The organism is Nitrobacter winogradskyi, assembly GCF_006539545.1.
Lineage (GTDB): Bacteria > Pseudomonadota > Alphaproteobacteria > Rhizobiales > Xanthobacteraceae > Nitrobacter > Nitrobacter winogradskyi_A.
In genome coordinates this window covers 1-25,015 of sequence record NZ_BJNF01000061.1, presented here as the reverse complement: position 1 = coordinate 25,015, position 25,015 = coordinate 1, and the positions used below count along the sequence as shown (strand labels likewise).

The window sequence follows — 25,015 nt, the reverse complement described above, 5'->3', positions numbered from 1 at the left end:
CTTCGCTTGAAAACGCTCCAGTTTCAGCTTGCCCGCAGACGGAGCGTCCGGATTCAGACCTTGCGCAGGGCATAGAAGACCAGCGAACTGCCGGATTCCCGCTTCAGTCTGCCGTGGATTCTCGCGATCAACCGGTACACCAAGCCCGCATAATGTCGACGCAGTTCCGGCAGCAGGAACCAGCGCCCGAACAGCCGCTTCGCCGCCATTGACGGAAGGGCGCAAGGCATCAGAAGATCATAAAAAGAGGAAAAGTTCGGCGACGCATAGAGTCGTTCCTCAGCCACCTCGAACCCTGCGGCAGCGAACAACTCCCGCCATCCGGCGATCGAATGAACGTTGTGGTGCTGCCAGAAGCGGTTGTGGAATTTGCCGTAACGCGCTTCCAGACCGGTTGCGCCGAAAAGGTTGAATAGCCGCGCGGGCAGCGAATTGTGCTCCAGGCGATCCGTGGGAATTGTGAGGAAGAGTTGCCCGTTCGGAGCCAGAAGGCGATGCGCTTCCTTCAGCACCGGCATCAGAGCGGGGATGTGCTCGATGACGCTGTTCGACAGGATGGTGTTGTAAGCTTGATCGGGTTTCGGAATTTTACTTCCCGCGCATACCAGCAGTTCGCGATAGGCATTCTGCCTCTCGGCACGCGCGACTTCCGCGGGATCGAGGTCGATGCCCGTGTCGAGTTTTTCGTCGAACAGGATCGCGGCGAAAATCCCGTCGCCGCATCCGATATCAAGGATCGGCCGGACGAATTCGCGCTCCCTGAGGATATCGCATTCGGCGGCGCGCTCGAATGCGAGCGCGGCGGGAGCCAGGTCGAGATAGCGGCGAAGGAAGTTGTCTCTGAAGAACACGGCTCAACCCGCGTTGCGGATGTGGTGGCAAAACCGGTCGCAGATATATCCGATCTGTTCACCGGTGAGATCAAGAAAGGTGGGTAGCGAGATAACGCCGGCGCTCGCGGCCAGCGCATGGGGCAGGTCGGGTGCACCGTAAGGCGCCATCAGGCTCAGCGCGTAGAATCCAGGGCGCGTTTCGATACCATCCTCCAGCATTGCGGCCATGATCCTGTCGCGCCGGGCTCGCTGCCGTGAGAGATCGGTGTCCTCGATCAGGACGGCGATGACCCAGAGCACCGGATCAACGCGATCCATAAAATGCTGAAGTCGAATCCCCGGACAGGATTGCAGGGCGTCACGGTAGAGCGCATGGATGCGGCGGCGATCCGCCAGGATATCGTCAAGGTGCTCGAGTTGCGCGCAGCCGATGGCGGCCTGCAGATTGGTCAGTCTGAAATTATAGCCGACCACGTCGTGCCAGTATCTCTTGTCCTGGCGCATTCCGTGGTCTCGTAGCACCCTCATGCGACGGGCGAGATCGCGGTCGTTCGTCACGACGAGACCGCCTTCGCCCGTCGTGATGGTTTTTGTGGCGTGAAGGCTGAACGTGCCGACGCTTCCCATCGTGCCGGCGCATTTGCCGTCGAAACGAGAAAAGGCCGCCTCGGCCGCGTCTTCAAGGACAGCCAGATGATGCGCCTTCGCACACGACGTGATGGCGTCCATGTCGGCCACGTTGCCGTAGAGATGAACGGGTAATACGGCCTTGGTGCGAGGCGTCGCCAGCCGATCGATTTCATCCGGGTCGAGCAGCCAGGAATGGGAATCGATATCGGCGTAGAGAGGCGTCGCTCCAACCGACAGGACCATGTTGGCCGCGGCCACGAATGTGAATCCGGGTACGATGACTTCGTCGCCGGGCCCAATTCCAAGGCCTCGGAGCGCAAGCTCCAGCGCCACCGTTCCATTTGCGACCGCGACGGCTTCAGCTACCTGCATGCGTTCGGCCGCCGCCCGTTCCAGCCGCTGGACGTAAGGGCCTCCTGAAATCCACGCCGACCGCAGCGCATCGACGACCATCGCTTCTTCGTTTCCGAAAAGCTTCGGCCGGGCCCAAGGGATACGGATCGTTTCAGTCATAAAACCCCGGAGCGCATCTCGTCGTGACGCGGACCAGATACGTCTTCTACCACTTCAAAGTCTGGTAGGGGAAAAATCAGGCGCCCGCCGCCGGAGAGGAACGCTGCCTCGCGCGCGATGAACTCGTCCCGGAAGTGCCACGGGAGAACAAGAAAATAGTCGGCATCCTTGCGTGCGGCTTCTTCCGACGTGATCGGAATGGCTGTTCCCGGTGTACGCCGGCCCCATTTCTCTGGATTTCGGTCGGCGCAGGCTGTCAGCAAACTTCCGTCGAGTCCGAAATGCTGCAACAGCACGTTGCCTTTGGTCGATGCGCCATAGACATAGACGCGTTTTCCGCGCGCGACCTCGTTGGTAATGAAGTCCTTTAAGCGGGAGCCCAGCGCCGCGACATTGGCGCGGAACGTCGCGAATGGTTTGTCCGTAGTGATTCCAAGCGCGGTTTCGCGTTTGCGGAGATCCTCAATGACGGCCCGGTTCTCGGAATAGGCGGCATCACGATGGCAGATCCAAATCTGGAAACTACCGCCGTTTATGTTGTTCAACTTGATGTCGAATATCCTCAGACGCTTGTCCTTGGTGAGTCTTTCGATCTGCGCCAACGCATAGTATTCGAGATGTTCGTGGCAGATTGTATCGAACGAGTTCTTGTCGAGCATATCGGGAAGATAGCTCTGTTCGAGCACCCACACGCCGTCCGGAGCAAGCACCGCGGCGATATCGCCGACGAAACTGCCCGGATCTTCAAGATCGTAGAACATTGCGATTGATGTAATCGCGCGGGCCTTCCGACCGGGGAGCAGGTCGGCGAATGATTTAGCGTCGAAGAAGCCGGCATGGATCTTGAGTTCGCGGGGATACTGATCGGCGAAGGAACTGGCGATCGGATCGATGCCGGCGCGCACGAGGTCCGGGACCGAATAGCTCTTGAGCAATGTGCCGTCGTTGCAGCCGATATCAAGGACCACGTCGCCGGGAGCGATCGCCGCGCGTGAGGCCACGGCACTCGCGATCTGGCTGAGGTGATTGCGCATCGTCGCATTGGTGCCTGACCGATAGCCGTAATTGTCTCCGAACATTTCGGCGACACGGACCGAATGCCGCAATTGCGTCAGCCCGCACGCGCCACACCGCAATAGCTCCAGCGGCGCCTTTGGCGGGTCGGGTTCTTCCGTGGCGGGAAAGCGTCCGGTCAGCGCTTGCAGCCCGAGGTCGATTGCGCCGTGCAGATCCGGACTGCCGCAAATCCGGCATTGCGAAATGGCGTGAAACAGGTCCGAGGTTACCATCGGTTGACCGCCCTGAGATAGATTAGCCGCGCGACCTCGCGCGTGTAGCGCATGAATATCGACATAAAACGGGTCTTGCTATCTCCGGCCGTTCGCTCGCCGTAGAAGACCGGGACTTGCACGTGAGTCATCCGTTCGCGTTGCGATAGCAGCAGAAGCCGGAAAAAGTAGTCGCCGTAGCCCCAGAAGATCTTGTCGAAATCGAGCTTGAACAGCGCGGTGCGTTGGATCGCGAACAGACCGCTGAGGTTGTCGTCTATGCGTGTGCCCAATGAAATGCGCATGAAGATATTATAGAGGTAGCTCAGAAAGTAGCGCAGCCGGTTCGTCATTCCGCCGCCGAAGATGAACCGCGACCCGATTCCCAGATCGACCAGCCTGGCCACTTGAGAAATGAGTACGGCGTCCCTCGGCTGGTGATTGAAATCCGTATCCATGACGAGGATGACCGCGCCGTGCGATTTCTCGATTCCCTCGCGGATCGAAAGTGCAAGACCGGGATTGGCGAGACGCTCGATAACGATGACGCCGTCGTCGTCTGCGAATGCCGCGCGCGCGGCATTCGCGGTGCCGTCAGGACTTCGATCATCGACCACCAGTATTTCGTATCTGGCCCCGACACGATTGAACTCCTGGCGCAGTTCGCGTACCAGAGGCACGATGTTTTCACGTTCCTGGAAGGTCGGCAGAATCACGCTGACATCGGGTTGGCCGGAAGGGTCGTGATCGGGCTGGCCGAAAGGGTCGTGTGGTTCGGTCAATGTCATCACTTGCGGGAACGCGTGGATCAGTCGAGGGGATCACCGACATGAACAAAATGTTGGTGTCCTGCGCGTCGTTTGTCGGCTAGGGTTGATTGATCATTTTAGGCGGTCTTGTCAACGAGGGCCTTGTCGTTTTCGAGGCCCAAGTTATGACACGCTTACCTGGCTCGAAGGACATGCGCCACCCGGTTCGGTGATTGCCTCGACCAGTATCGAGGACAGCTTCCTGATCGATTTCTATACACGGGGATGGCCCTATGTTCCGCTCTACGGCCTTACGATCCTGCCGCGATCGGAACTCGTCAAGCGCTATTTCCATGTTATGGACGAGATCGAGGGGAGCCCGGCACTTTTGGCAAGCTCTCCACGATAACGTCGGATGCTTTGTCGTCCTACAATGTCGCGCTGAAGGATGGTTTGGAGCGTCCATTCGACGAAACCGCCTATCAGGCCTTCGCGTTTTATCTGATGCTGCTCTATTATCCCTTTACCACCGAAAGCCGGGGTATCTTTTCCGCCAACGCGCCCACGGCCGTTTTTCTCGACTGGATGCGCGGGATGTGCGACGAATTGCTGGGGGAATGTGTACGCTACGAGTATCCCATCATCCGCGCGCCCGAGCATTCGAACAACGGCAGCCGGTATAATGTACTGTATCGGAACGCAAGCTACGCCGTGTTCCATCCGAACTCAGACGATGGAAACCGCGCGATCGATTGCCGCTAGGTTCAGCCGGGTGTCGTGGCCAAATCCGTGACAGCGAATGCGAAACACATGCGCGGAATTTTGTTACTTGTCATCAAGATTGCGGTTTCAATCGCGTTACTTGTTCTCGCGCTGCGAAAGGTCGATTTTTCAGATGTCGCCGCGCGGATTGATCTGGCCACGCTGTGGTGGCTGATCCTTGCCGTCGTCGCCGTGGTGCTGCAGGTTTTTTTCGGCGCCATGCGATGGCGCGGGATTGCACATGTTTGCGGCGCATCGCTGACGATAGGACACGCTTTCCGTTTGAACATGATCGCCGCCTTCTTCAATCAGGCGCTGCCGTCGTCTGTTGGCGGCGATGCGATGCGCGTGTGGTTCGTCGGCCGCAGCGGCGCGGGCTGGCGTGCGGCCGGCTATTCGGTTTTGATTGATCGCGCGATCGGTCTCGCGGTGCTGGCGCTTCTCATAGCAGCGAGTCTGCCTTGGAGCTTGCGCCTGATCGCGGATCCGCAAGGGCGCGCCGCGCTCCTGCTGACCGACGCCGCAGCAATAGCCGGCGGGATCGGTTTCCTGGTGCTGGGTTTCTTGCGATGGAGGTGGCTGGCTCGCTGGCAAATCGTACGGCACGCCCAGGCATGTTCGGAAATTGCCGGCCGGCTGATCGTCAGCCGTATTCATGGCCCGTCGCTCGTCGTTCTGTCTCTGCTCGTCAACGTCTTGAACGCGGTGATCGCGTGGGCCGTCATTCGATCCATCGGGGCGGGCGTGTCCTTTGCTCAGCTGTTTTTGCTGATTCCTCCGGTCATGCTGGTCACGACGATGCCTATATCGATCGCCGGTTGGGGGGTGCGTGAGGCGACGATGGCGCTGGCCTTCGGTTACGCTGCGTTGCGTCCCGAGGACGGCGTCGCCGCATCACTGCTGTTCGGTATCGTGAATTTCGTTGCTGGCGCTTTGGGAGGGCTAGCCTGGATCCTGAGTCCGAAACCTGCAAACGCGGATGGTTTGGGGGTGGATGATTTGGTCGGCGAGCTTCCGGGTCGCTCTCGCTAACCCTATGGTTAAACTAGATAAATTTTATGTCTCATGCGTTCATGGCATGAACAAAAAACTTGACGTTCACGATGTGAACGGAGTATCCGATAGCCGGATCAGCGGGGATGATCGAGGTGCCGGACGCCGTGGATACTACGGACAGCGAGAACGGAATTGTCCTGGGATTGCTGAAGTCTCTCGATGAGGACGGCGGGCGGTCGCAACGGCGGCTGGCCGCGGAACTTGGTATCGCGCTGGGTCTTGTCAACGCGTATCTCAAGCGCTGTGTCAGTAAGGGGCTGGTTAAAGTCCAAAACGTTCCAGCGCGCCGCTACGCCTATTATCTCACGCCGAAGGGCTTCGCGGAAAAGTCGCGCCTGACCGTCACTTACCTGTCGCAATCCTTCAGCTTCTTTCGTGAGGCGAAGAGCGACTGTGTCGCCATGTTCGAGGCGGCCAAGTCGCGCGGCCTGCGCACGGTCGTTTTAATGGGGCGTTCGGATCTGGCTGAGATCGCCGTGCTGTGCGCGATGGAGAGCGGCGTCGAGATCGTTGCGCTGGTTGATGCCGAAACCAAATCGGCCTCGTTTCTGGGAATCCCTCTTGTTGCGTCAATCGATGCCGTCGGCAGGAATTTCGACGCGGTTGTTATCACGGATTTGGTTCGCACCCACGAGAGCTGGAATCTGGCTGCGCTGACGGTTGGCAGGGACAAGGTTCTGCTTCCGCGTCTGCTCGGCGTCATGAAGGTTCGAAAAAATCCGAGCGACCATAAAGATGCCGGCGGTCAGGAAGACTTGGCATCATGACTCCTTCCGGACAACAGTGGTATGTGGTGCAGACCCATCCGCATGCGGAAGGCAAGGCGGTCGTGCATCTGCGACGTCAGGGTTTTGAGGTCTATTTACCGCGATATGCCAAGCGCCGCCGCCATGCACGGCGCGTTGAAGTCATGGCATCACCGTTGTTTCCGAGATATTTGTTCGTTGCGATCGATCTCATTCATCAACGGTGGCGCGTCATTCGCTCGACTGTCGGTGTCGCGAACCTCGTCTGTAGCGGCGATGAGCCGGCGCCGATAGCGGGCGACGTCATCAGCCGACTGAAACGACGTGAAGACTCGAAGGGCTGTGTTCAACTCGATCTTGCGCCCCGATTTTCCGCCGGTGATGTTGTTCGTGTCGTCGACGGCGCTTTTTCCGATTGCCTTGGCCTGTTCGAGTCGATGAACGACGACGAGCGTGTCCTGGTGCTGCTTGATCTTCTGGGCCGCAAGGTCCGGGTGACGATGAGTATGGATACAATCGAGGCCGCCTAATGGGTCGGTCTCCGTTGTGCTGGCGTTAGCGGCGGGTGAGAGGATGATCCCTTTCACCCGAATGGCGGTAGCATGGCTGTCGCAAGACGATATTGTCGAATGAACCAATGAAATTTCAGGGCAAGAAAGTTCTGGTAACCGGCGCCGATGGCTTTATCGGCGGAGTTCTGTCGAGGTGCGGTGGACAGATGGGGCAGACGTCGGCTTCGCCGAAATCAAATCCATGAGCATTCGAGAAAGTTGGGCGCTGATCCGAGGTCATGGATTCCTGTCCTCGGTTGGAGTGCTTGTTGGCGGCACCGGATTTGCCGCCGTGATTTCGGCGGTGATGCTGCCGGTGCTGACGCGTCTATATACGCCGCACGATTTCAGCCTGCTGGCGGTATTGACGGCGATGATTTCCATCGTTTCCGTTGTCGCCTGCTTACGATTTGACATCGCGATCCCGATACCGGAACAGGACAACGAGGCCGCGAATATTCTGGCGCTCGCTGTGGTGTCGGTGTTTGCCGTTGTGATCGTGTTGTCCGGCGTGTTGCTCGCCGTGCCGGCCATCATGCTTGAGCGCTTCAGTCAGCCAAGCCTTGGGTCTTATCTCTGGATCGTTCCTGTCGGAGTTGCGGCAGTCGCGATAACCAGTGCGCTTCAGTACTGGCTGGTGCGGAAGAAGGATTTCCACGCCATAGCAAGGAATCGCATCGCACAGGCGAGCGCAGCTGCCGCGACGCAGTTGTCGTTGGGCGGACTGAACGGAATGGCGCTGGGGCTGGTATTGGGACCGACCGTTGGTTCAAGCGCGGCCTGTGCTGGATTGGCTTATCGCATCACCCGCACTGAGAAGAGCTTATTCAAGCGGGTTAGCTGGCGGCAGATGCGGAGCGCGTTTTCAGTTTATCATCGTTTCCCAAAATACTCCGCGCTAGAGGCGCTGAGCAATAGTGCCGGAATCCAGCTGCCGATTATCATGATTGCCGCGCTGGCGCATGGTCCGGAGGCCGGATTCCTTTCGCTGGCGATGTTCGTCATTCAAGCCCCGATGGGTCTGTTGGGAACGGCGATCGGTCAGGTGTTTCTGTCGCGCGCTCCGCAGGAGCATCGTCTCGGCCGTCTGGATGTTTTCATCACCGGGATTCTGGGCGGGCTTCTGAAGGTCGGCGTGGGACCGCTGATATTCGGCGGCTTGCTTGCGCCGAATCTGTTTACGAAAGTTTTTGGCGAAGACTGGCACCGTGCCGGAATTCTTATGGCGTGGATGACTCCATGGTTCGTCATGCAATTCCTGGCCAGCCCGGTTTCGACGGCGTTGCATGTTCTCAATCGGCAGCGGGCGGCGCTGCTCCTCCAGCTCTTTGGACTTGTCACTCGCGTAGCCGCAGTCTACGGCGCGTCACTTTTTGCCGTCGGAGCGATATCCGAGGCCTATGCTATATCTGGTTTCGTCTTCTACTCGGTGTATTTTCTGGTTATCTTGAACGCGGTGGGCGTCAGCGCTTCCGGTGTATTCGGCGAGTTGCGAAGGGCGGCTCCGTGGCTGATCGGATGGATTAGTGCGGGCTTGCTGTTTTGGGTGGTCGCGCCCATGGTTCTCATTGAAGGCTGGATGCGATGATGGTGACAACGCGATGAGCTTGAACAGGCTCTTCGACGCGCGGTCGTCGCTGCCGCTGTTCGTTCTAAGGGCTTTCTCTGCTTGCGCTGTGCTCCCGTGACCTTGGCTTCGAATGTGTCCGCTTGGAACCTGTCACTTCGATCGCTCTGCACGATATGAATATTGAACCCATCGGAATGCGTTATCGGCATGCCCGACTGGCGTTGTTGATCGCGTCGTGGCTTTACGCATCAGCGTTTCATTTCGCGTATGTGAACTATATTATAGCCGATTGGGGCTATTGGGGATTCACCTACCGTACACTTGGGGTTGGTGAATACTTGTTTATCGCTTTTCTTGTTACCTTTGGAGCAGCGATGATGCCGACGATGCTGACGCGTGCTTCGTCAATCGTTCTGCTGCTCATCTATCAGATGGTTTATATACCAGCCATCATGGTTACCCTCAGTCTTGATACAGATCGCATTGAGAAATACGGAGCCGCTCTTGCTTCGTTGGCCATCGCTTTTGCTGCTGCCTGCATTGCAGCTCGGCGTCCGCTTAAAACTGATCCCACAAGGGAGCGAATTTCGGGTTCGTCCGTTTTGGGTCTGAATCTGTTTTGTTGGCTGATCTGTTCGATCACTCTCATACTATCTTACTGGTCCATTATTCATTTCGCGAATCTCGATGAAGTGTACCAGCAGAGAGCTCTCGGTGCAGCTACCGGGCCTCTGATAGGATACATGCAGACTTACTTACAGAACGTATTCAGTCCGGCTTTGATAGCGATCGGATTGGTCAGGAAACGACCTTGGCTGGTTATTTTGGGATTCGTTGGATGTCTGCTCATTTATGGCATCACTGCGCAGCGCACGGCGTTTCTGTTGCCGCTCACTATTATGGGGACGTATTGGCTGCTTCGCCGGAAAAGCCCTCTCTTCCATACAACCGCGGTGCCGACGGTTGTCGTCGCTGGGACGATGTTCTTGTCAGCCTATTTCTATAAGAAAAGTGGTGTCGCGGCGTTGATATGCCTATACCTTACTGGTCGAACGATTGCGGTACCTGGTCTCACGTTTTCTCAGTATCATGATGTTTTTGGACCGAACGATCTCACCTGGTGGAGCCATATCAAGGGATTTAGTTCGCTGATCAGTGCTCCGGCGAACTTTTCCGGTGATCCGCTTTGGCCCCAGCTCGGCCTGCTGATCGGCGCGCAAGTCTATAAAAATCCTGTGGTGAATGTGAATGCCAATTTGTACTCTTCCGACGGTCTGGCGGCAGCTGGCAGTCTTGGCGTGGTCGTAGTTGGACTTGCTTTTGCAATCTGGCTGAGACTGTTGGATCGCGCGGCGGTCGGTTGGGATCGAACCTTTGTGATCCTAGTGGTGTTACCCGTAGGACTGGCTTTGACTAATGCTCCTTTTGCTACCGTTCTTCTGTCGTTTGGCGGCTTGTTCTGGTTGATACTTTTCTTGGTTCGCAAGAGGCCGGAATTGAGAAAGACTCAAGCTGAGGGCCTGACGAGTTCGAGAGCAAATTGAGTAGCGACGATGAAGGTGGTGATGCTCTGTGAGTTCTATAATGAAACGCTCGAATATCAGGAAAACCTACTGACGAAATACTATATAAAGCACGGTCATGAGGTCACTGTCGTTACGTCGACGTTCGAATCCGTATTCGACTATTATAACGACAAGCATGACAACTCGACGCCGCCCAGTACCTTTTATGATGGCGGCGCGAAGATCATCAAGCTTCGCTATCGCTACAACATTCTCAACCGGCTGAGGGCCTACACGTCGATCTCAGGGATTCTTGAAGAAGCGCGTCCCGATCTGATTTATGTCCATGACATCATGCCAAACCTTCCTGAGGCTATTCGTTACAAGAAGGCGCATCCAGAGTGCCGCATGATCATGGATTATCATGCCGACTACAGCAATTCCGGGAAAAATTGGATCTCCCGCAAAATCCTGCACGGCATTTTGAGGAAATGGTTCCTCGACCGCGCGCGCCCGCACCTGAGCAAGATATTCGCTATTACGCCGACTACGATACTGTTCTTGCATGAGCTTTATAAGGTGCCGGTCGAGGACATTGAGCTTTTGCCGCTAGGTGCTGACCTCGATTTCTGCGCCGAGGTAAGGGAGCGCGAAGAGGGCAATATCCTGCGGAGGAAGCTCGGCATCACCGACAATGCCATTGTAATTGTCACGGGCGGAAAGTTAGAGCCTTGGAAGAAGACCGAACTTCTGATTGAGGCCGTTAGGGCGCTGCCATCGCTTCGGCTGGAACTCGTCATTATCGGAGACAGTGGGCCAAAATTCGCAGATTACAAGGCCAGCCTTTTAAAGGCCGCGAATGCAATGCTCAACATTCATTTTGTTGGATGGCTTGAGGCGAAAGATATTTATAAGTACCTTGATTTGGCTGATCTGGCTGTGTTTCCTGCGAGTCAGTCAATTCTCTGGCAGCAGGCAATTGCGATGGGCCTGCCGCTCGTCGTCGGCGATGTTGGTGGTCAGGATATCTCCTATCTTAACCTGCATGACAACATTGTCATCTTGCCAAAACACCGCATTCGAGCGGATTGTCTGGTTGAGGAAATCTCACGGATTGTGTCCGATCCGGATTGTCTGAAAACGATGGGTGAGGGAGCCAGGGCCGTTGCCGACGAACAACTAAATTGGGACAGGTTGATCGAGCGAACGCTGCGATAGCCAGATTCTGTTGCTCGCCCGATTTCACACGTTATCACCGCCGGGAATTGACGATGAAGGCAGTTGAACAAGTTCCGTGCCCCTGCTGCGGGAGTGACGATTTCAGCCCGTGGGCCGAGGAGCTCGGGTTCTTCGCCGTGCGGTGCCATGGGTGTGCGCTGATTTATGTTAATCCGCGTCCGCTGACGGCGCAAATCGACTCGGCGGTGCGCACCGGCGTTCATGGCGAAGACGCCACATATCTTGACGTACGCACACGGCGGGTTGGCGCGAAGATCGATTTGTACAGAACAGTTTTCGACAAGATGTTCGTCGACGTATGGCGCGGGGGCAAGCCGATCTCGTGGCTGGATATCGGTGCTGGCAATGGCGAGATTGTCGAAGCGATTTCCGCCATCGCGCCTGCGGGCAGCCAGATCGGAGGCGTCGAGCCGATGGAGGCGAAGGCCTCCCGAGCGCGTGCGCGCGGCTTGAAAGTAGCGACCAGCTATCTTGCGCCAGATCATTCGAAAGTAGATTTCGTTTCCATCGTGGATGTATTCTCGCACGTCCCCGAGTTTCACGATTTCCTCGCCACCGTTCGGAGTGTTCTGAACCCTCATGGCGAGTTGTTTCTCGAAACTGGAAATCTCGCGGATCTCGATCAGCGAGGCGATTTCCCGGGCGAGCTTGGTTTGCCCGATCATCTGGTATTCGCTGGTGAGAAGCAAATCGGCATGTATCTTTCGCGTGCCGGCTTTGAAATCGCCGCCATCCAACGCGTTCGCGTCGACGACACCATCTATTTCGCGAAAAGCATTGTGAAGCGAATGCTGGGGCGTCCCTACACTATACGGTTGCCTTATACATCGAAGTACAGGCAGATACGGCTGCGGGCCCGGTTGGTCGCTTAGCGTCTGCCGTGTGGCAAGTTACGAATCCGAATTGGACTAAGCCGATTCAAGGCGTTCGAAGACCGTATCGCGTTTTAATCGGATCAGCACATGGTTAATATCCAAAAGCGTCCTCATCAAATCTGCGCCAACTGCATTATGGACACTTCAGATTCGAACATCACGTTCGATTCGCGCGGCTGGTGCGACTACTGCAACAATTATCATCAAAACATCCTGCCTAACTGGCATCCTGACGAGCGCGGCGGACGCGAGATACTTGCCGAAGCCGAAAGAATTCGGTCGGAAGGGAAGGGTCACGATCACGACTGCATCATCGGCGTCAGCGGCGGTGTCGACAGTTCTTATGTCGCCTATCTTGCCAAGGAGAAACTTGGCCTGCGTCCGCTGATCTTCCATGTCGACGCTGGCTGGAACTCGCAGCAGTCGGTGAATAACATCGAGAAAATGGTCGATGGGCTCGGACTCGATCTCCACACCGAGGTGATCGACTGGCAGGAAATGAAGGACCTCCAGCTCGCCTTCTTCAAGGCTCAGGTGCCGCACCTCGATACGCCGCAGGATCACGCCTTTTTCGCCGCGCTCTACAATTTCGCGGCTGCCCACGGGTTCAAGTACATTATCACGGGCGCCAATTATTCGACGGAATGCGTGCGCGAGCCGCTGGAATGGCACTATCACGCCACCGACCTGCGGCAACTGCGCGACATTCACCGCCAGTTCGGGACACGGCCGCTGAAAACATTTCCGCTCACCGATATCTTCACCTACCGGATCTATTACCGCTTCTTCAAGGGAATGCGGGTTGTCAAGCCGCTCAACCACTTCCCTTACATTAAGGACGCCGCGATGCAGGAGCTGGCGGATCGCTTCGGGTGGCAGAAGTATGCGCACAAGCACTATGAGTCGCGCTTTACCCGGTTTTACGAAGGATACTGGTTGCCGACCAAATTCGGCTTCGACAAACGCCGCGCGCATTTTTCGAGCCTCATCCTCACCAAGCAGATGACCAGGGATGAAGCGCTCCGCAAGATATCCGAGCCGGCCTATGATAAGGATGATGTCGAGCATGAGTTCGAGTACGTCGCCACCAAGCTCGACCTCACCGTTGCCGAGCTTCGGGAATTGATGGCCGGTCCGAATAAAAGCTACCGCGACTACAGGTCGATGATGCCGCTTATCGATCTGGGGACGCGGGTTTTGCGTACGCTTGGCGTGCAGAAGATGGTCGTTCGATGATCGCGATCGTCGATTATGGCCTGGGCAATATCGCGGCCTTCGCCAATGTCTACAACCGAGCCAACATCAAGGTGACGGTTGCGAAGAGCAGCGACGATCTCAAGAGTGCGTCGAGGCTGATCCTGCCTGGCGTCGGCCATTTCGATCATGCCATGGAGTTGCTGCAGCGTTCGGGCATGCGGGACACGCTCGATCGGCTGGTGCTCGGCGACAAGGTGCCGGTCATCGGCATTTGCGTCGGAATGCAGATTCTTGCGCGGAGTAGCGAGGAGGGCGCCCTGCCGGGGCTCGGATGGATCGATGCCGATGTCAGGGCGTTCAAGTCCTGGGAGGCAGCCAGGGACATGCCGCTTCCGCACATGGGCTGGAACGATGTTTGCCCGCGAGGAGTCGATCCTTTATTCAACGGCCTTGAGCGGGACGCGCGATTTTACTTCCTGCACTCGTACTACGTCGGCTGCGATCGTCAGGATGACGTGCTCGCGACCTGCGACTATGGCGCGGAATTCAGCTGCGCGGTCCGCCACGCCAACGTGTATGGCGTTCAGTTTCATCCTGAAAAAAGCCATAGCTTCGGCAATCGGCTTCTCAAGAACTTTGCAGAGCTTTGAGCCGTGCTGAGACCGAGAGTTGTTCCGTGCTTGCTGATCCACAAGGGCGGTCTGGTCAAGACGGCCGGTTTCAAGCAGCCGAAATACGTCGGCGATCCGATCAATGCGGTCAAGATCTTCAACGAGAAGGAAGCCGACGAGCTCTCGGTGTTCGATATCGATGCAACGGCAAACGGGGCGGAGCCGGATTTCCGGATGATCGCCAATCTGGCGATGGAGTGCCGGATGCCGCTTTGTTATGGCGGCGGCGTCAAGACAGCCGAGCAGGCCAAGCGCATCGTCGGGCTTGGCGTCGAGAAAGTGGCCATCAGTTCGGCCGCGATTGCCTCGCCCGAGCTGATCGGCGCGGCGGCGCAGGAAATCGGCGGGCAGAGCGTCGTTGTTGTGATCGATGCCAAGAAGGATAGTCGCACCGGACAATACCAGGCATGGACCCACAATGGCGCCCAACCGACGGGCCGTTCGGTGATCGATGTCGCAAGGCAAGCCGAGACGCTGGGCGCCGGTGAAATCGTGATCAACTCGATCGACAATGACGGCATGATGAAGGGCTATGATCTTTCGCTTGCCGTCGAGGTTCGAAAGGCGGTGCGCTTGCCGGTGACTTTTCTGGGTGGAGCCGGATCGCTCGCTCATATGGAAGCGCTGGTCACTTCATGCGGCGTGGTTGGCGTTGCGGCTGGAAGCTTCTTCGTGTTCAAGGGGCCGTACAAGGCGGTCTTGATCAGTTATCCTTCCGCTGACAGAAAGGACCAACTTGTTCGGGCAGCGGCTTCGGGCCCGGCGCTCAGCGTGGCCGGGATTACATGACGAGCCTCGGCTCGCGTGAGGATCGGACCGGTAGACATGGCATTTTTTGGCGAAGACCCAGGTTAGTTCATGTTCAGTGACAAGGTGTTGCTCATTACGGGCGGAACGGGGTCGTTCGGCAAAGCCGTGCTGAAACGATTTTTGTCGTCCGACTTGCGTGAGATCCGGATTTTCAGCCGAGATGAAAAGAAGCAGGACGATCTCCGGAAGCGATATCCCGATGCCAAGCTGAAGTTCTACATTGGCGATGTTCGGGATTCGCGCAGCGTGCGAGCCGCGATGCGCGGCGTGGACTATTGTTTTCATGCCGCCGCGCTGAAGCAGGTGCCGTCCTGCGAGTTTCACCCGATGGAAGCGGTCCGGACCAACGTCCTGGGAACCGAGAACGTGCTGGAATCAGCGATCACCTCGAATGTGAAGCGGGTCGTCTGCCTGAGCACCGACAAGGCTGTTTATCCGATCAATGCCATGGGCATATCCAAGGCGATGATGGAAAAGGTGATGGTTGCGATTTCGCGCAATCTGGAAAACACCGTTATCTGCGGCACGCGGTACGGCAATGTGATGGCGTCGCGCGGATCGGTGATTCCGCTGTTTGTCGAGCAGATCGTGACGGGCAAGCCGATCACGATGACGGATCCGGCGATGACCCGGTTCATGATGACGCTGGATGAATCGGTCGAACTGGTTTTGCATGCGTTCGTGCATGGCAACAACGGCGACATTTTCGTGCAGAAAGCTCCGGCTGCGACGGTCGCGGTTCTGGCGCGGGCGCTGACATCGCTGATGGGCAAGCCGGATCACCCGATCGTCGAGATCGGAACGCGGCATGGCGAGAAGCTTTATGAAACGCTGCTGAGCCGCGAGGAAATGAGCCACGCCGAGGACAGGGGCAACTACTATCGTGTTCCGGCGGATGGTCGTGACCTGAACTACACGAAGTTTGTGGAGGAAGGGGAGCGGCGTATCAGCTCCGAAGACGACTACAATTCCCACAATACCGCGCAGCTCGACGAACCCGGCATGAGGCAGCTTCTTCTTAAGCTCGATCTCGTGCAGCGTATCGCGCGCGGCGAGAATGTGGTGATGGACGACTGACGGTCATGAAGATCATCATCACTGGCGCTGACGGCTTTATCGGGACCAACCTCCGCGTTCGCCTGCGCGAGCTTGGTCATACCGATGTCGTGCGTGTCACCCGCGCAACAGAATCGGAGCAGCTTACAGACGCGCTGTCGTCATGTGATTTCATCTTTCATCTTGCCGGCGTAAATCGTCCGAAGACGGAAGCCGAGTTTCTCTCGGGTAACGCCGGATTCACCGACCGATTGTGCGGCGCGCTGGCCGCCAGCGGCCGTGCCGTGCCGATTGTGATGTCCTCTTCGACACAGGCCGTGCTCGATAACCCGTATGGGCGCAGCAAGCTCGCCGCGGAAGAGCGGCTGCGCGCCTATAGCCGCGAGACCGGAGCGCTGATCCATATCTTCCGGTTGACGAATGTGTTCGGGAAGTGGGCTCGCCCGAACTACAACTCCGCAGTCGCAACCTTTTGCCATAACGTCACGCGAGGGATTCCGATCAGCGTCAACGATCCGGCCGCGGCGCTGCGGCTGGTTCATATCGACGACGTCGTGAATGCTTTCATCGCGTGTCTTGAGGGAGCGTCGCCTTGCGCTGATTATGCTGAGGTCTCGCCGGTCTATGAAACGACTGTCGGCGCGGTGGCCGAGGCGATCGAGGCGTTCGCCGAAAGCCGGACGTCGCTGATCAGCCCGCCGGTCGGCGTCGGCCTCATGCGGGCGCTCTATTCGACTTATGTCAGCTATCTTCCGGCGGAATCCTTCGTCTACAGCGTACCCCGCTATGGCGATCAGCGCGGCATGTTCTCAGAGGTGCTTAAGACGGTTGATTGCGGTCAGTTCTCTTATTTCACGGCGCATCCGGGCATTACCCGCGGCGAGCACTATCACCATACGAAGACGGAGAAGTTTATCGTGATCCGCGGCAGGGCGCGGTTCGGCTTCCGCCATATCGAAACCAATGAGCGCCACGATATTTTCGTCCAGGGCGGTGAAGGTCAGATCGTTGAAACGGTTCCGGGCTGGGCGCATGACATCACAAACGTCGGCGACGACGAGTTGATCGTGATGCTGTGGGCCAATGAAATCTTTGACCGGTCTCGTCCTGATACCATCGCCATGAAGGTCTCTGCGTGAAGAAGATCAAAGTCGTCACGATCGTCGGAACGCGGCCGGAAATCATCCGGCTTTCCCGCGTGATCGCTCGACTTGACCAGCATTGCGACCACGTCCTCGTTCACACGGGTCAGAACTACGATTACGAACTCAATCAGATTTTTTTCGACGATCTTGGGGTACGCAAACCCGATCATTTTCTGGACAGTGCCGGGTCGAGCGCGGCTCAGACCATTGGAAGCGTGATCGCCAATGTCGATCGCGTCTTTTCAGAAGTGAAGGCCGATGCGATGCTCGTCCTCGGCGATACCAATAGCTGCCTTGCCGTCATTCCCGCGAAGCGCCGCCGTATCCCCGTGTTCCACATGGAGGCTGGTAATCGCTGCTTCGATCAGCGCGTGCCGGAGGAAATCAACCGCCGCATCGTCGATCATACCGCAGACGTCAACCTGACCTACAGTACGATCGCCCGCGAATACCTGTTGCGCGAGGGCTTGCCGCCGGATCTGGTCATCAAGACCGGGAGCCCGATGTTCGAGGTTCTGACGCACTATCGCCCGAAGATCGATGCGTCGGATGTGCTCACGCGGCTGAATCTCTCGCCAGATGGCTATTTTGTCGTTAGCGCGCATCGCGAGGAAAATATCGACACGCCGTCGGCCTTCGCGAAACTGGTGGCTGTGCTCAACGCGGTTGCCGAAGATCATGGACTGCCGGTGATTGTGTCGACCCATCCCCGCACCCAGAAGCGTATCGATGAACAAAAGGTCGCGTTCCATTCATGGGTTCGACTGCTCAAGCCGCTTGGCTTTTCGGACTACGTCAAGCTGCAGACTTCCGCCCGCGCGGTGATATCCGACAGCGGTACCATCAGCGAAGAATCATCGATCCTGAATTTCCCGGCGCTGAATCTGCGCGAGGCCCATGAGCGTCCCGAAGGCATGGAGGAGACCGCCGTCATGATGGTCGGCCTTGATGTCGATCGAGTCCGCCAGGGGCTCGCCATACTTGCCGATCAACCGCGCGGCGAACGGCGCGGGCTCCGACTGGTTGAGGATTACGCAGTCCCCAACGTCTCAGAGAAGGTTCTCCGGATCATTCACAGCTACACGGACTACGTCAATCGCGTGGTCTGGCGGAAGTACGATTGATCTCGCACGAATCGACGTTGACCTCATGACGGCCGCAGCGATTCCCTGCGCGCAAAACCAAGATTGTTCCCATCCAGATCATGCGGATACTGTATATCACCCAGTGGTTCGAACCTGAACCGACAGTCAAGGGCATCGTGTTTGCGAAGGCGCTCGCTGAGCGCGGGCATCAGATCGAGATCGTTACGGGTTTCCCCAACTATCCGAGTGGCAAGACTTATCCAGGATACCGGATTCGGTACTATAAACGGGAGGTCATGGACGGCATTGTCGTTCATCGCGTGCCGCTGTATCCGAGTCACAACGGTTCGAGCGTTGGCCGTATTCTGAACTACTTTTCTTTTATGGCGAGCGCCGCACTGTTCTCCGTGTTTCGCGCGCGCCGCTTCGATGTCGTTTGCTGTTATCCGCCGATTACGGGTGGTCTGGCTGCGATCGTTGCTACCTGGCTGTCGCGGCGTCCGTTCCTGATCGATATTCAGGATCTGTGGCCGGATTCCGTAGTGAAGTCCGGGATGGCTGGCACGCAGCGGATGGAGAAAATTCTCGCCCTGATGTGCAAGTTTGTTTATCGCCGCGCGGCGGGGATTGTTGCGCAATCCAACGGCATCAGGACGCGGCTGATCGAGCGCGGTGTCGCGCCCGGCAAGATATCGGTCATATACAACTGGGCGGACGAACTCGCGGCGGCGCCATCCGGGCTGGCGGATCTGTCGTCCTATGGCTTCGACGGCAAGTTCAATATCGTGTATGGTGGTAATCTCGGACGTGTCCAGGGATTGGACGTTCTGGTGCGCGCGGCGCACCTCGCGCGACAGAAGGCACCGAATTTGCAGCTGTTGCTGATCGGGGACGGGATCGAAAGTGAAAATTTGAAGCAACTGGTGCAGCACATCGGCGCGGACAATGTGCGCATATCGCCGGGTGTTCCGCGAACGATGATCGGCGATATCTTTGCGGCCGCGGATGTCCTGGCCCTGCATTTGTGGAGCGATCCATTGTTCCGGATCACGATTCCTCAGAAAACCCAGTTCTACATGGCAATGGGCAAACCGATTCTGATCGGCGTTGAGGGCGAAGCGGCAGAGTACGTTACCCAAGCCGATGCCGGGGTCGCGGTGCCGTCCGATAATGTCGAGGCGATGGCGGATGCGATGGTGCAGTTTTCGAAAATGCCAAAGGATCGATTAGCGGACATGGGTCGGCGGGGGCGGGAGGCGTACTTGCGGATGTTTTCGTTTGCGATCGCGATCGCACAAACAGAATCCACCTTCCAGAAAGCCATTGAGGTCACTCGCGGCCGTGCTACATGACCGACTGGGGCTGAACGCCCGACAATGGGACCATGGAAGTCGATGGACCCAGCATCAGCGGCTTCTCAGGTGTGACGAGAGGAATTGTCGATATGAGTTCGCATCCGGAACCCAAGTCTGACGAACGTGTCCTTGATGATCGCGAGTTGGACTTTTGGGGAATGTTTCTCGATCTCATTCCTCCGGTCCTGCAAGCGTGGAAGCTGATTCTGCTTTCCACGATAGCTGTCGGCGCAATCGCTTATTTCATCAGCTTGTCCAACGTTTCTTATCCGTCCAAGAATTACAGCAGTGTCGCCTACATCGGTCCTCTGGATGAGACAAGGGCGAAACACGCCGAGTCGATTCTACGCTCGGAGCCAATTCTGAAATCCGTTCTGGAGAAAGTTCCGGATTATCCGGGGCGGGAGATGCCGGACCGTGATCGTCGCGAACTTCTAGCCAGGAATCTGCAGTTTTCCCCAGCAGCGGGAGCGGATGCGAAGCGGCCTTCGCTCTATGTGCTGGAAGTTTCGGACGCCGAGCCCGCCCGGGCGCAGGCGCTCGTGTCAACGCTTATCGATGCATGGCTTGCGACAACCAAGCCTCGGCCGGATGCGGCCGTGCGGCTGACCCGTCTTCTGGAAGCAACCCAAACTCAGATTTCGGATCTGTCCGCCATCATCAAGGAGCTGTTCAAGAATCCTGAACTGATTGCGCCAAAGCCGGGATACACTCCTCCGGATGTCGCGCGCGTTATCGAGCTTCGGACCAACAGCATCGGCAAAGCGGAGGAGATCAAAAGCGAACTCGCAGGCGTGAGCAGGGATGTCATCTTTTCGCCGCCCACGAAACCGGACAAATTGGTGCAGGGTACACCCAAGAGTTCACCGTGGCGGGGAGTTATCCGGGCGATGGGCGTTACCTTCGTCCTTTTGGTGGCGATCATCGTGCTCCGCCATATCTTGATGCGGAGCATGAGCAGTCCGCTTTATGGAGCAAGGATGCAGCGCATTCGGGAGGCCTTGCCATGGCGGATATCAACGAAAAGCGGGTCTTGATCGGCTACCTTGGTCCAAGCGGACGAGTCGCGTCGGTGAGCCGGTATTGACCTCGGATACCTCGAATGCAAAGTCGTCATAAGCGTTGGAGGCCCGGCATGCGCCGATCATGCATCGCATAATAGCTCAGCCGTCTTGCGGCTGGCGGCTCGCTCCGCTATGCCGCAGGTTCTCAGTCTCAGACGCTCCAGCTTCTCCGAAAGTCCCAAGATGAAATCCGAGTTGATTGAAAAGCTCAGATCGAAAAAAGCTGTCATCGGGATTGTCGGGCTTGGCTATGTCGGATTGCCGCTAACGCTGAGATATTGCGAGGTCGGGTATAAAGTCATCGGCTTCGATATTGACGACAACAAGGTCGAAGCGCTAAAGCGCGGTGAATCCTCCATTGAGCATATCCCATCTGCGGCTATCGGACAGGCGGTGGCAGATCGGTTTGATCCGACCTCGGATTTTTCGCGCGCCCGCGACGTCGATGCTTTGGTGCTGTGCGTGCCGACTCCGCTCAACCGATACCGCGAACCTGATTTGAGCTTCGTCATCGGAACGACGGAAGCTTTCGTTCCTTACCTGCATAAGGGCATGGTGATTTCGCTCGAGAGCACCACCTATCCCGGCACAACGGATGAGGAACTGAAGCCGCGTATCGAGGGGGGTGGTCTGACGGTCGGCAAAGATATCTTCCTCGTGTTTTCTCCCGAACGGGAAGATCCCGGCAATCCGAACTTCTCGACGAAAACCATTCCAAAAGTCTGCGGCGGTCATACGCCGGATTGCCTTGAGGTCGGTCTCGCGCTCTATGGCGGCGTCATCGATAAGGTTGTTCCCGTCAGCTCGACGCGTGCCGCTGAACTCACCAAGCTGCTCGAGAACATTCACCGTTCGGTCAACATCGGTCTGGTCAACGAAATGAAGATGGTGGCGGACCGTATGGGAATCGATATCCATGAGGTGATCCGCGCAGCCGCGACCAAGCCGTTCGGCTTTGTACCGTACTATCCGGGTCCTGGCATCGGCGGCCACTGCATCCCGATCGATCCGTTCTATTTGACCTGGAAGGCGCGCGAATACGGTATGCACACGCGCTTCATTGAACTTGCGGGTGAAATCAACTCATCGATGCATGATTATGTCGTTGCGAAGGTCGCCGACGGCCTGAATTCACAACGGAAACCGGTGAATGGAAGCAGGATCCTGGTCCTCGGCATCGCCTACAAGAAGAACGTCGACGACATGCGAGAGTCTCCCTCTGTCTTTCTGATGGAGAAGCTGCGCGATCTCGGCGCGGATATCGCTTACAGTGATCCGCATATTCCGGTTTTTCCCAAGATGCGCCAACACAGCTTTGCGTTGTCCAGCGTTTCGCTATCGGCGGAAACACTGGAGACGTTTGATTGCGTTTTGCTGGCTACCGATCACGACAAGTTCGACTATGATCTCATCAAGGCGCGCGCGAAGTTATTGGTTGATTGTCGAGGACGGTTTTGTGATAGCGATCCTCACATCGTCAAGGCATGACCATGATCAAGTATTCACCGGCGATCACTGACCGCAAGATCAAGTTTGCGCTCGCGGGTTGTGGGCGAATTGCGCAGAATCATTTGGCAGCCATCCAGCGGCATCATAACCGAGCGGAGCTGGTGAGCGTTTGCGACGTCAACGCGGCAGCGCTTAAGGCGGCTGTCGAGACAACCGGCGCCAGGTCACATGGCAGCCTTGGCAGCATGCTCGCTGAGACTGACGCTGACGTCGTGGTGCTGACCACTCCCAGCGGATTGCACGCCGAGCAGACGATCAAGGTCGCGGCATCCGGCCGTCACGTCATGACCGAAAAACCCATGGCCACGAAGTGGGCTGACGGCTTGCGGATGGTGAAAGCCTGCGATGATGCCGGTGTCCGGCTATTTGTGGTGAAGCAGAACCGCGCCAATGCGACGCTTCAGCTTTTGAAGCGATCTGTGGAAAGCGGGCGCTTTGGCCGTATCTACATGGTCAATATCAACGTGTTCTGGACTCGCCCGCAGAGTTACTACGATAGCGCGCGCTGGCGCGGTACGTGGGAGTTCGACGGAGGCGCCCTGATGAATCAGGCGAGCCACTACGTCGACCTGCTGGAGTGGCTGATCGGTCCCATTGAAAGCGTCCAGGCCTATACCGCAACATTGGCGCGCAACATCGAGGTCGAGGATACAGCCGTAGTCAATTTGCGTTGGCGTTCCGGCGCGCTCGGCGCGATGAATGTGACTATGCTGACCTACCCGAAGAATTTCGAAGGAAGCATCACCATTCTAGGCGAGAAGGGGACGGTGCGGGTCGGAGGCGTCGCGGTCAACGACATCCAGCATTGGGAGTTTGCCGAGCCTCACCCCGATGACGAGAAGGTCAAATCGGCAAGCTACGAGACCACGTCTGTCTATGGATTCGGCCACCCGTTGTATTATGATAACGTCATCGAGGTTTTGCGCGGCGAATCCGAGCCGGTTACGGACGGTCGCGACGGTCTCAAGTCGCTCGAGGTCCTGATCGCGTCCTATCTTTCGGCGCGTGACGGCAAGCGAGTCTGTCTGCCGTTGGACTATTGATATGACGGTGACGATTCATCCCACCGCCATCATCGATGAGGGCGCCGAAATCGGCGACGGCTCGCGTATCTGGCATTGGGTTCACGTCTGCGGCAAGGCCCGCATCGGGCGTGGCTGCTCGCTCGGCCAGAATGTCTTTGTCGGCAACGATGTGGTGATCGGCGACAACGTCAAGATCCAGAACAATGTTTCGGTGTATGACGCGGTCCGGCTCGAACGTGACGTGTTTTGCGGACCGAGCATGGTCTTCACCAATGTCTACAATCCGCGCTCTGCAATCACCCGCAAGGACGAGTATCGCGAAACCATCGTTCGTCAGGGCGCGACGCTCGGCGCCAACTGCACCATTATCTGCGGGACCACCATAGGCCGTCATGCCTTCGTGGCCGCCGGTGCGGTCGTCAATCGCGATGTCGCTCCATTTGCGTTGGTGGCGGGTGTTCCCGCAAAGCGGATAGGCTGGATGTGCCGATGCGGAACGAAACTTCCTGGAACGGCGGGCGAGGCCATTTGCGAGCCTTGTGGGAGCGCCTATCGTATTGACCTGGAGTCGTGCGAGCCGACAGGATCGCAGAGATAGGTTGGCGTCGACCGGATAGCGAGCGGAAGATGGATGAGCCGCGCCGGACGAGGTGAAGAGCCGGGACAGAAAATTCTGACGGATTGAACCGGGCATAAGCATGTCTTTTCGGATACTCGTTACCGGCGCGTCCGGCTTCATTGGTTCGGCACTTGTGCCCGCTTTGGCCGCTGCGGGTCATCACGTCCGCGCCGCGTCGCGCAGGCCGGTCAGGGGCGGAGAGCGCATCGACCCCGTCGTGCTTCCCGACTTCGAGGACGATTTCGATTGGGGCCCGCTTCTCGGCGGTATCGATATCGTCATTCACCTTGCAGCCATTGCGCATCGTCAGGGCGGTGATGCGGTTGACTACGACAAGGTCAACCGTGGTGCGGCGGTCAGCCTGGCGGAGGCGTGTTTGCGGCATCCCGTGCGGCGTTTAATCTTTTTGTCGTCAATCGGTGCACAGACGGGATCGGCATCCGACCGCGTTCTGACGGAGAACGATGAGCCGCGTCCGGTGACCGGATATGATCAGGCGAAACTTGCGGCCGAGACCGCCATCCGCGACAGCGGCGTGTCTCACACGATCCTGAGGCCGGTAATCGTATATGGTCCGGACGCCAAGGCGAACATCGCTTTTCTGCTTCGTATAGCGGCGCTGCCGCTTCCCCTTCCGTTCGGCTCGTTTCGCAATCGGCGCTCGCTGCTGGCCATCGGCAATCTTGTCGAGGCGATCATGCTGAGCGTCGACAGCCCGTCGACGCTCAATGAGACATTCGTCGTCGCTGACCCCGATCCGGTGTCGATCGCCGAGATATTCGGATGTCTCCGCGCGGCAAACGGCGATCGCGCCCGACTCTTTCCCGTTCCTCCTCGTTTGATAGCCGGCGTGCTCAGTCTCGTTGGCCGAAGCGCGCTCTGGGATCGCATCGGCCGGGATCTCGTGGTGAATCCTGCGAAACTGCTTGAGGCCGGATGGAAGCCCTCCATGACGACCCGCGAGGGTCTCCGCGCGATGGCTGGTAAGACAAGAGTCTAACAAGGCAAGGACATGGGCGCGGATTATCGGGCTGGTTTGCCCGGACTCTCGGAACGATAATCAGTTCTTTCCTGAGCATGATCCCGAAAAGCGGAAACCGGTTTTCGGACAAGATCATACTCAAACGAAAAGATAAGCGACGAGCCTGACTCAACACAGTTGAGACAGACTCTAGAGCGGCC

Annotated in this window: 25 protein-coding genes; 21 read left to right on the top strand and 4 right to left on the bottom strand. The window is 57.4% G+C overall.

Translation table 11 applies throughout. The annotated features are described in order from the left end of the window. Nucleotides 1–53: 53 nt before the first annotated feature. From NWI01_RS11785 to NWI01_RS11770, 4 genes are read right to left on the bottom strand one after another with little or no spacing between them, the layout of a single operon-like run. Nucleotides 54–851: a class I SAM-dependent methyltransferase gene (locus NWI01_RS11785; protein WP_141384035.1), complete on the bottom strand. Its 798-nt coding sequence runs from the start codon at nucleotides 849–851 to the stop codon at nucleotides 54–56. 3 nt (nucleotides 852–854) lie between these two features. Beyond that, a complete protein-coding gene (locus NWI01_RS11780; protein ID WP_244613736.1) occupies nucleotides 855–1,976 on the bottom strand; it encodes a DegT/DnrJ/EryC1/StrS family aminotransferase in 1,122 nt (373 codons plus the stop codon). Next, nucleotides 1,973–3,265, bottom strand: coding sequence for a class I SAM-dependent methyltransferase (locus NWI01_RS11775; protein ID WP_141384033.1), 1,293 nt, complete (start codon nucleotides 3,263–3,265; stop codon nucleotides 1,973–1,975). The genes NWI01_RS11780 and NWI01_RS11775 overlap by 4 nt, the downstream gene beginning before the upstream one ends. Then, nucleotides 3,259–4,032 (bottom strand): glycosyltransferase, encoded by a 774-nt coding sequence (locus NWI01_RS11770; protein WP_141384032.1) that lies wholly within the window; start codon nucleotides 4,030–4,032, stop codon nucleotides 3,259–3,261. The genes NWI01_RS11775 and NWI01_RS11770 overlap by 7 nt, the downstream gene beginning before the upstream one ends. Before the next feature lie 190 nt (nucleotides 4,033–4,222). On the opposite strand from NWI01_RS11770, the gene NWI01_RS11765 reads away from it, so the two are divergent. The 21 genes from NWI01_RS11765 to NWI01_RS11665 all read left to right on the top strand — a co-directional run bounded on the left by NWI01_RS11765 (nucleotide 4,223) and on the right by NWI01_RS11665 (nucleotide 24,833). After that, on the top strand, nucleotides 4,223–4,402 hold the full coding sequence (locus NWI01_RS11765; RefSeq protein WP_141384031.1) for a hypothetical protein: 180 nt from the start codon (nucleotides 4,223–4,225) through the stop codon (nucleotides 4,400–4,402). An 11-nt stretch (nucleotides 4,403–4,413) separates the two neighbouring features. Further along, nucleotides 4,414–4,755 (top strand): hypothetical protein, encoded by a 342-nt coding sequence (locus NWI01_RS11760; protein ID WP_141384030.1) that lies wholly within the window; start codon nucleotides 4,414–4,416, stop codon nucleotides 4,753–4,755. Nucleotides 4,756–4,803: 48 nt separating this feature from the next. Continuing rightward, nucleotides 4,804–5,787 (top strand): lysylphosphatidylglycerol synthase transmembrane domain-containing protein, encoded by a 984-nt coding sequence (locus NWI01_RS11755; RefSeq protein ID WP_141384029.1) that lies wholly within the window; start codon nucleotides 4,804–4,806, stop codon nucleotides 5,785–5,787. A gap of 107 nt (nucleotides 5,788–5,894) precedes the next feature. Then, the gene (locus NWI01_RS11750; RefSeq protein WP_141384028.1) at nucleotides 5,895–6,578 is read left to right on the top strand and encodes a winged helix-turn-helix transcriptional regulator; all 684 of its coding nucleotides are present in this window, start codon (nucleotides 5,895–5,897) and stop codon (nucleotides 6,576–6,578) included. Further along, nucleotides 6,575–7,087, top strand: coding sequence for a transcription termination/antitermination protein NusG (gene nusG / locus NWI01_RS11745; protein WP_141384027.1), 513 nt, complete (start codon nucleotides 6,575–6,577; stop codon nucleotides 7,085–7,087). Before NWI01_RS11750 ends, nusG begins: the two co-directional genes overlap by 4 nt. Nucleotides 7,088–7,310: 223 nt before the next feature. Next, nucleotides 7,311–8,696, top strand: coding sequence for a lipopolysaccharide biosynthesis protein (locus tag NWI01_RS11740; protein WP_141384026.1), 1,386 nt, complete (start codon nucleotides 7,311–7,313; stop codon nucleotides 8,694–8,696). 155 nt (nucleotides 8,697–8,851) lie between these two features. Next, entirely contained in the window at nucleotides 8,852–10,222 is a 1,371-nt protein-coding gene (locus tag NWI01_RS11735; RefSeq protein ID WP_141384025.1) for a hypothetical protein, read from the top strand. 9 nt (nucleotides 10,223–10,231) lie between these two features. Beyond that, entirely contained in the window at nucleotides 10,232–11,401 is a 1,170-nt protein-coding gene (locus tag NWI01_RS11730; protein WP_141384024.1) for a glycosyltransferase family 4 protein, read from the top strand. A 53-nt stretch (nucleotides 11,402–11,454) separates the two neighbouring features. After that, entirely contained in the window at nucleotides 11,455–12,294 is an 840-nt protein-coding gene (locus NWI01_RS11725; RefSeq protein ID WP_141384023.1) for a class I SAM-dependent methyltransferase, read from the top strand. A 90-nt stretch (nucleotides 12,295–12,384) separates the two neighbouring features. Further along, nucleotides 12,385–13,533 carry an N-acetyl sugar amidotransferase gene (locus NWI01_RS11720; RefSeq protein ID WP_141384022.1) on the top strand — a complete coding sequence of 383 codons (1,149 nt, stop codon included), beginning with the start codon at nucleotides 12,385–12,387 and terminating at the stop codon, nucleotides 13,531–13,533. Beyond that, nucleotides 13,530–14,144 (top strand): imidazole glycerol phosphate synthase subunit HisH, encoded by a 615-nt coding sequence (hisH, locus tag NWI01_RS11715; RefSeq protein WP_141384021.1) that lies wholly within the window; start codon nucleotides 13,530–13,532, stop codon nucleotides 14,142–14,144. Before NWI01_RS11720 ends, hisH begins: the two co-directional genes overlap by 4 nt. A 3-nt stretch (nucleotides 14,145–14,147) precedes the next feature. Continuing rightward, nucleotides 14,148–14,954: an AglZ/HisF2 family acetamidino modification protein gene (locus NWI01_RS11710; protein ID WP_141384020.1), complete on the top strand. Its 807-nt coding sequence runs from the start codon at nucleotides 14,148–14,150 to the stop codon at nucleotides 14,952–14,954. Between the two features lie 69 nt (nucleotides 14,955–15,023). Next, the gene (locus NWI01_RS11705) at nucleotides 15,024–16,052 is read left to right on the top strand and encodes a polysaccharide biosynthesis protein (RefSeq protein ID WP_141384019.1); all 1,029 of its coding nucleotides are present in this window, start codon (nucleotides 15,024–15,026) and stop codon (nucleotides 16,050–16,052) included. Nucleotides 16,053–16,057: 5 nt separating this feature from the next. After that, entirely contained in the window at nucleotides 16,058–17,170 is a 1,113-nt protein-coding gene (gene wbjC / locus NWI01_RS11700; RefSeq protein WP_141384018.1) for a UDP-2-acetamido-2,6-beta-L-arabino-hexul-4-ose reductase, read from the top strand. After that, nucleotides 17,167–18,300, top strand: a complete 1,134-nt coding sequence (gene wecB, locus NWI01_RS11695; protein WP_141384017.1) for a non-hydrolyzing UDP-N-acetylglucosamine 2-epimerase — start codon at nucleotides 17,167–17,169, stop codon at nucleotides 18,298–18,300. The genes wbjC and wecB overlap by 4 nt, the downstream gene beginning before the upstream one ends. 80 nt (nucleotides 18,301–18,380) lie before the next feature. Continuing rightward, nucleotides 18,381–19,613, top strand: coding sequence for a glycosyltransferase family 4 protein (locus NWI01_RS11690; RefSeq protein ID WP_141384016.1), 1,233 nt, complete (start codon nucleotides 18,381–18,383; stop codon nucleotides 19,611–19,613). A gap of 92 nt (nucleotides 19,614–19,705) precedes the next feature. After that, the gene (locus NWI01_RS11685; RefSeq protein ID WP_141384015.1) at nucleotides 19,706–20,653 is read left to right on the top strand and encodes a hypothetical protein; all 948 of its coding nucleotides are present in this window, start codon (nucleotides 19,706–19,708) and stop codon (nucleotides 20,651–20,653) included. A 210-nt stretch (nucleotides 20,654–20,863) separates the two neighbouring features. Next, nucleotides 20,864–22,168, top strand: a complete 1,305-nt coding sequence (locus NWI01_RS11680) for a nucleotide sugar dehydrogenase (RefSeq protein ID WP_141384014.1) — start codon at nucleotides 20,864–20,866, stop codon at nucleotides 22,166–22,168. After that, a complete protein-coding gene (locus NWI01_RS11675) occupies nucleotides 22,165–23,232 on the top strand; it encodes a Gfo/Idh/MocA family protein (RefSeq protein ID WP_141384013.1) in 1,068 nt (355 codons plus the stop codon). Before NWI01_RS11680 ends, NWI01_RS11675 begins: the two co-directional genes overlap by 4 nt. 1 nt (nucleotide 23,233) lies before the next feature. Further along, on the top strand, nucleotides 23,234–23,812 hold the full coding sequence (locus NWI01_RS11670) for an acyltransferase (RefSeq protein WP_141384012.1): 579 nt from the start codon (nucleotides 23,234–23,236) through the stop codon (nucleotides 23,810–23,812). A gap of 100 nt (nucleotides 23,813–23,912) precedes the next feature. Further along, on the top strand, nucleotides 23,913–24,833 hold the full coding sequence (locus NWI01_RS11665; RefSeq protein ID WP_141384011.1) for an NAD-dependent epimerase/dehydratase family protein: 921 nt from the start codon (nucleotides 23,913–23,915) through the stop codon (nucleotides 24,831–24,833). Nucleotides 24,834–25,015: the final 182 nt, after the last annotated feature.

Coding starts and splice junctions, on each gene's coding strand:
- NWI01_RS11725 (WP_141384023.1), top strand. CDS start 11,455: ATGAAGGCAGTTGAACAAGTTCCGTGCCCCTGCTGCGGGAGTGACGAT.
- NWI01_RS11755 (WP_141384029.1), top strand. CDS start 4,804: ATGCGCGGAATTTTGTTACTTGTCATCAAGATTGCGGTTTCAATCGCG.
- NWI01_RS11685 (WP_141384015.1), top strand. CDS start 19,706: ATGAGTTCGCATCCGGAACCCAAGTCTGACGAACGTGTCCTTGATGAT.
- NWI01_RS11690 (WP_141384016.1), top strand. CDS start 18,381: ATGCGGATACTGTATATCACCCAGTGGTTCGAACCTGAACCGACAGTC.
- nusG (WP_141384027.1), top strand. CDS start 6,575: ATGACTCCTTCCGGACAACAGTGGTATGTGGTGCAGACCCATCCGCAT.
- NWI01_RS11730 (WP_141384024.1), top strand. CDS start 10,232: ATGAAGGTGGTGATGCTCTGTGAGTTCTATAATGAAACGCTCGAATAT.
- NWI01_RS11680 (WP_141384014.1), top strand. CDS start 20,864: ATGAAATCCGAGTTGATTGAAAAGCTCAGATCGAAAAAAGCTGTCATC.
- NWI01_RS11675 (WP_141384013.1), top strand. CDS start 22,165: ATGACCATGATCAAGTATTCACCGGCGATCACTGACCGCAAGATCAAG.
- NWI01_RS11780 (WP_244613736.1), bottom strand. CDS start 1,976: ATGACTGAAACGATCCGTATCCCTTGGGCCCGGCCGAAGCTTTTCGGA.
- NWI01_RS11735 (WP_141384025.1), top strand. CDS start 8,852: ATGAATATTGAACCCATCGGAATGCGTTATCGGCATGCCCGACTGGCG.
- NWI01_RS11770 (WP_141384032.1), bottom strand. CDS start 4,032: ATGACATTGACCGAACCACACGACCCTTTCGGCCAGCCCGATCACGAC.
- NWI01_RS11665 (WP_141384011.1), top strand. CDS start 23,913: ATGTCTTTTCGGATACTCGTTACCGGCGCGTCCGGCTTCATTGGTTCG.
- hisH (WP_141384021.1), top strand. CDS start 13,530: ATGATCGCGATCGTCGATTATGGCCTGGGCAATATCGCGGCCTTCGCC.
- NWI01_RS11750 (WP_141384028.1), top strand. CDS start 5,895: ATGATCGAGGTGCCGGACGCCGTGGATACTACGGACAGCGAGAACGGA.
- NWI01_RS11670 (WP_141384012.1), top strand. CDS start 23,234: ATGACGGTGACGATTCATCCCACCGCCATCATCGATGAGGGCGCCGAA.
- NWI01_RS11720 (WP_141384022.1), top strand. CDS start 12,385: ATGGTTAATATCCAAAAGCGTCCTCATCAAATCTGCGCCAACTGCATT.
- NWI01_RS11740 (WP_141384026.1), top strand. CDS start 7,311: ATGAGCATTCGAGAAAGTTGGGCGCTGATCCGAGGTCATGGATTCCTG.
- NWI01_RS11775 (WP_141384033.1), bottom strand. CDS start 3,265: ATGGTAACCTCGGACCTGTTTCACGCCATTTCGCAATGCCGGATTTGC.
- wbjC (WP_141384018.1), top strand. CDS start 16,058: ATGAAGATCATCATCACTGGCGCTGACGGCTTTATCGGGACCAACCTC.
- NWI01_RS11705 (WP_141384019.1), top strand. CDS start 15,024: ATGTTCAGTGACAAGGTGTTGCTCATTACGGGCGGAACGGGGTCGTTC.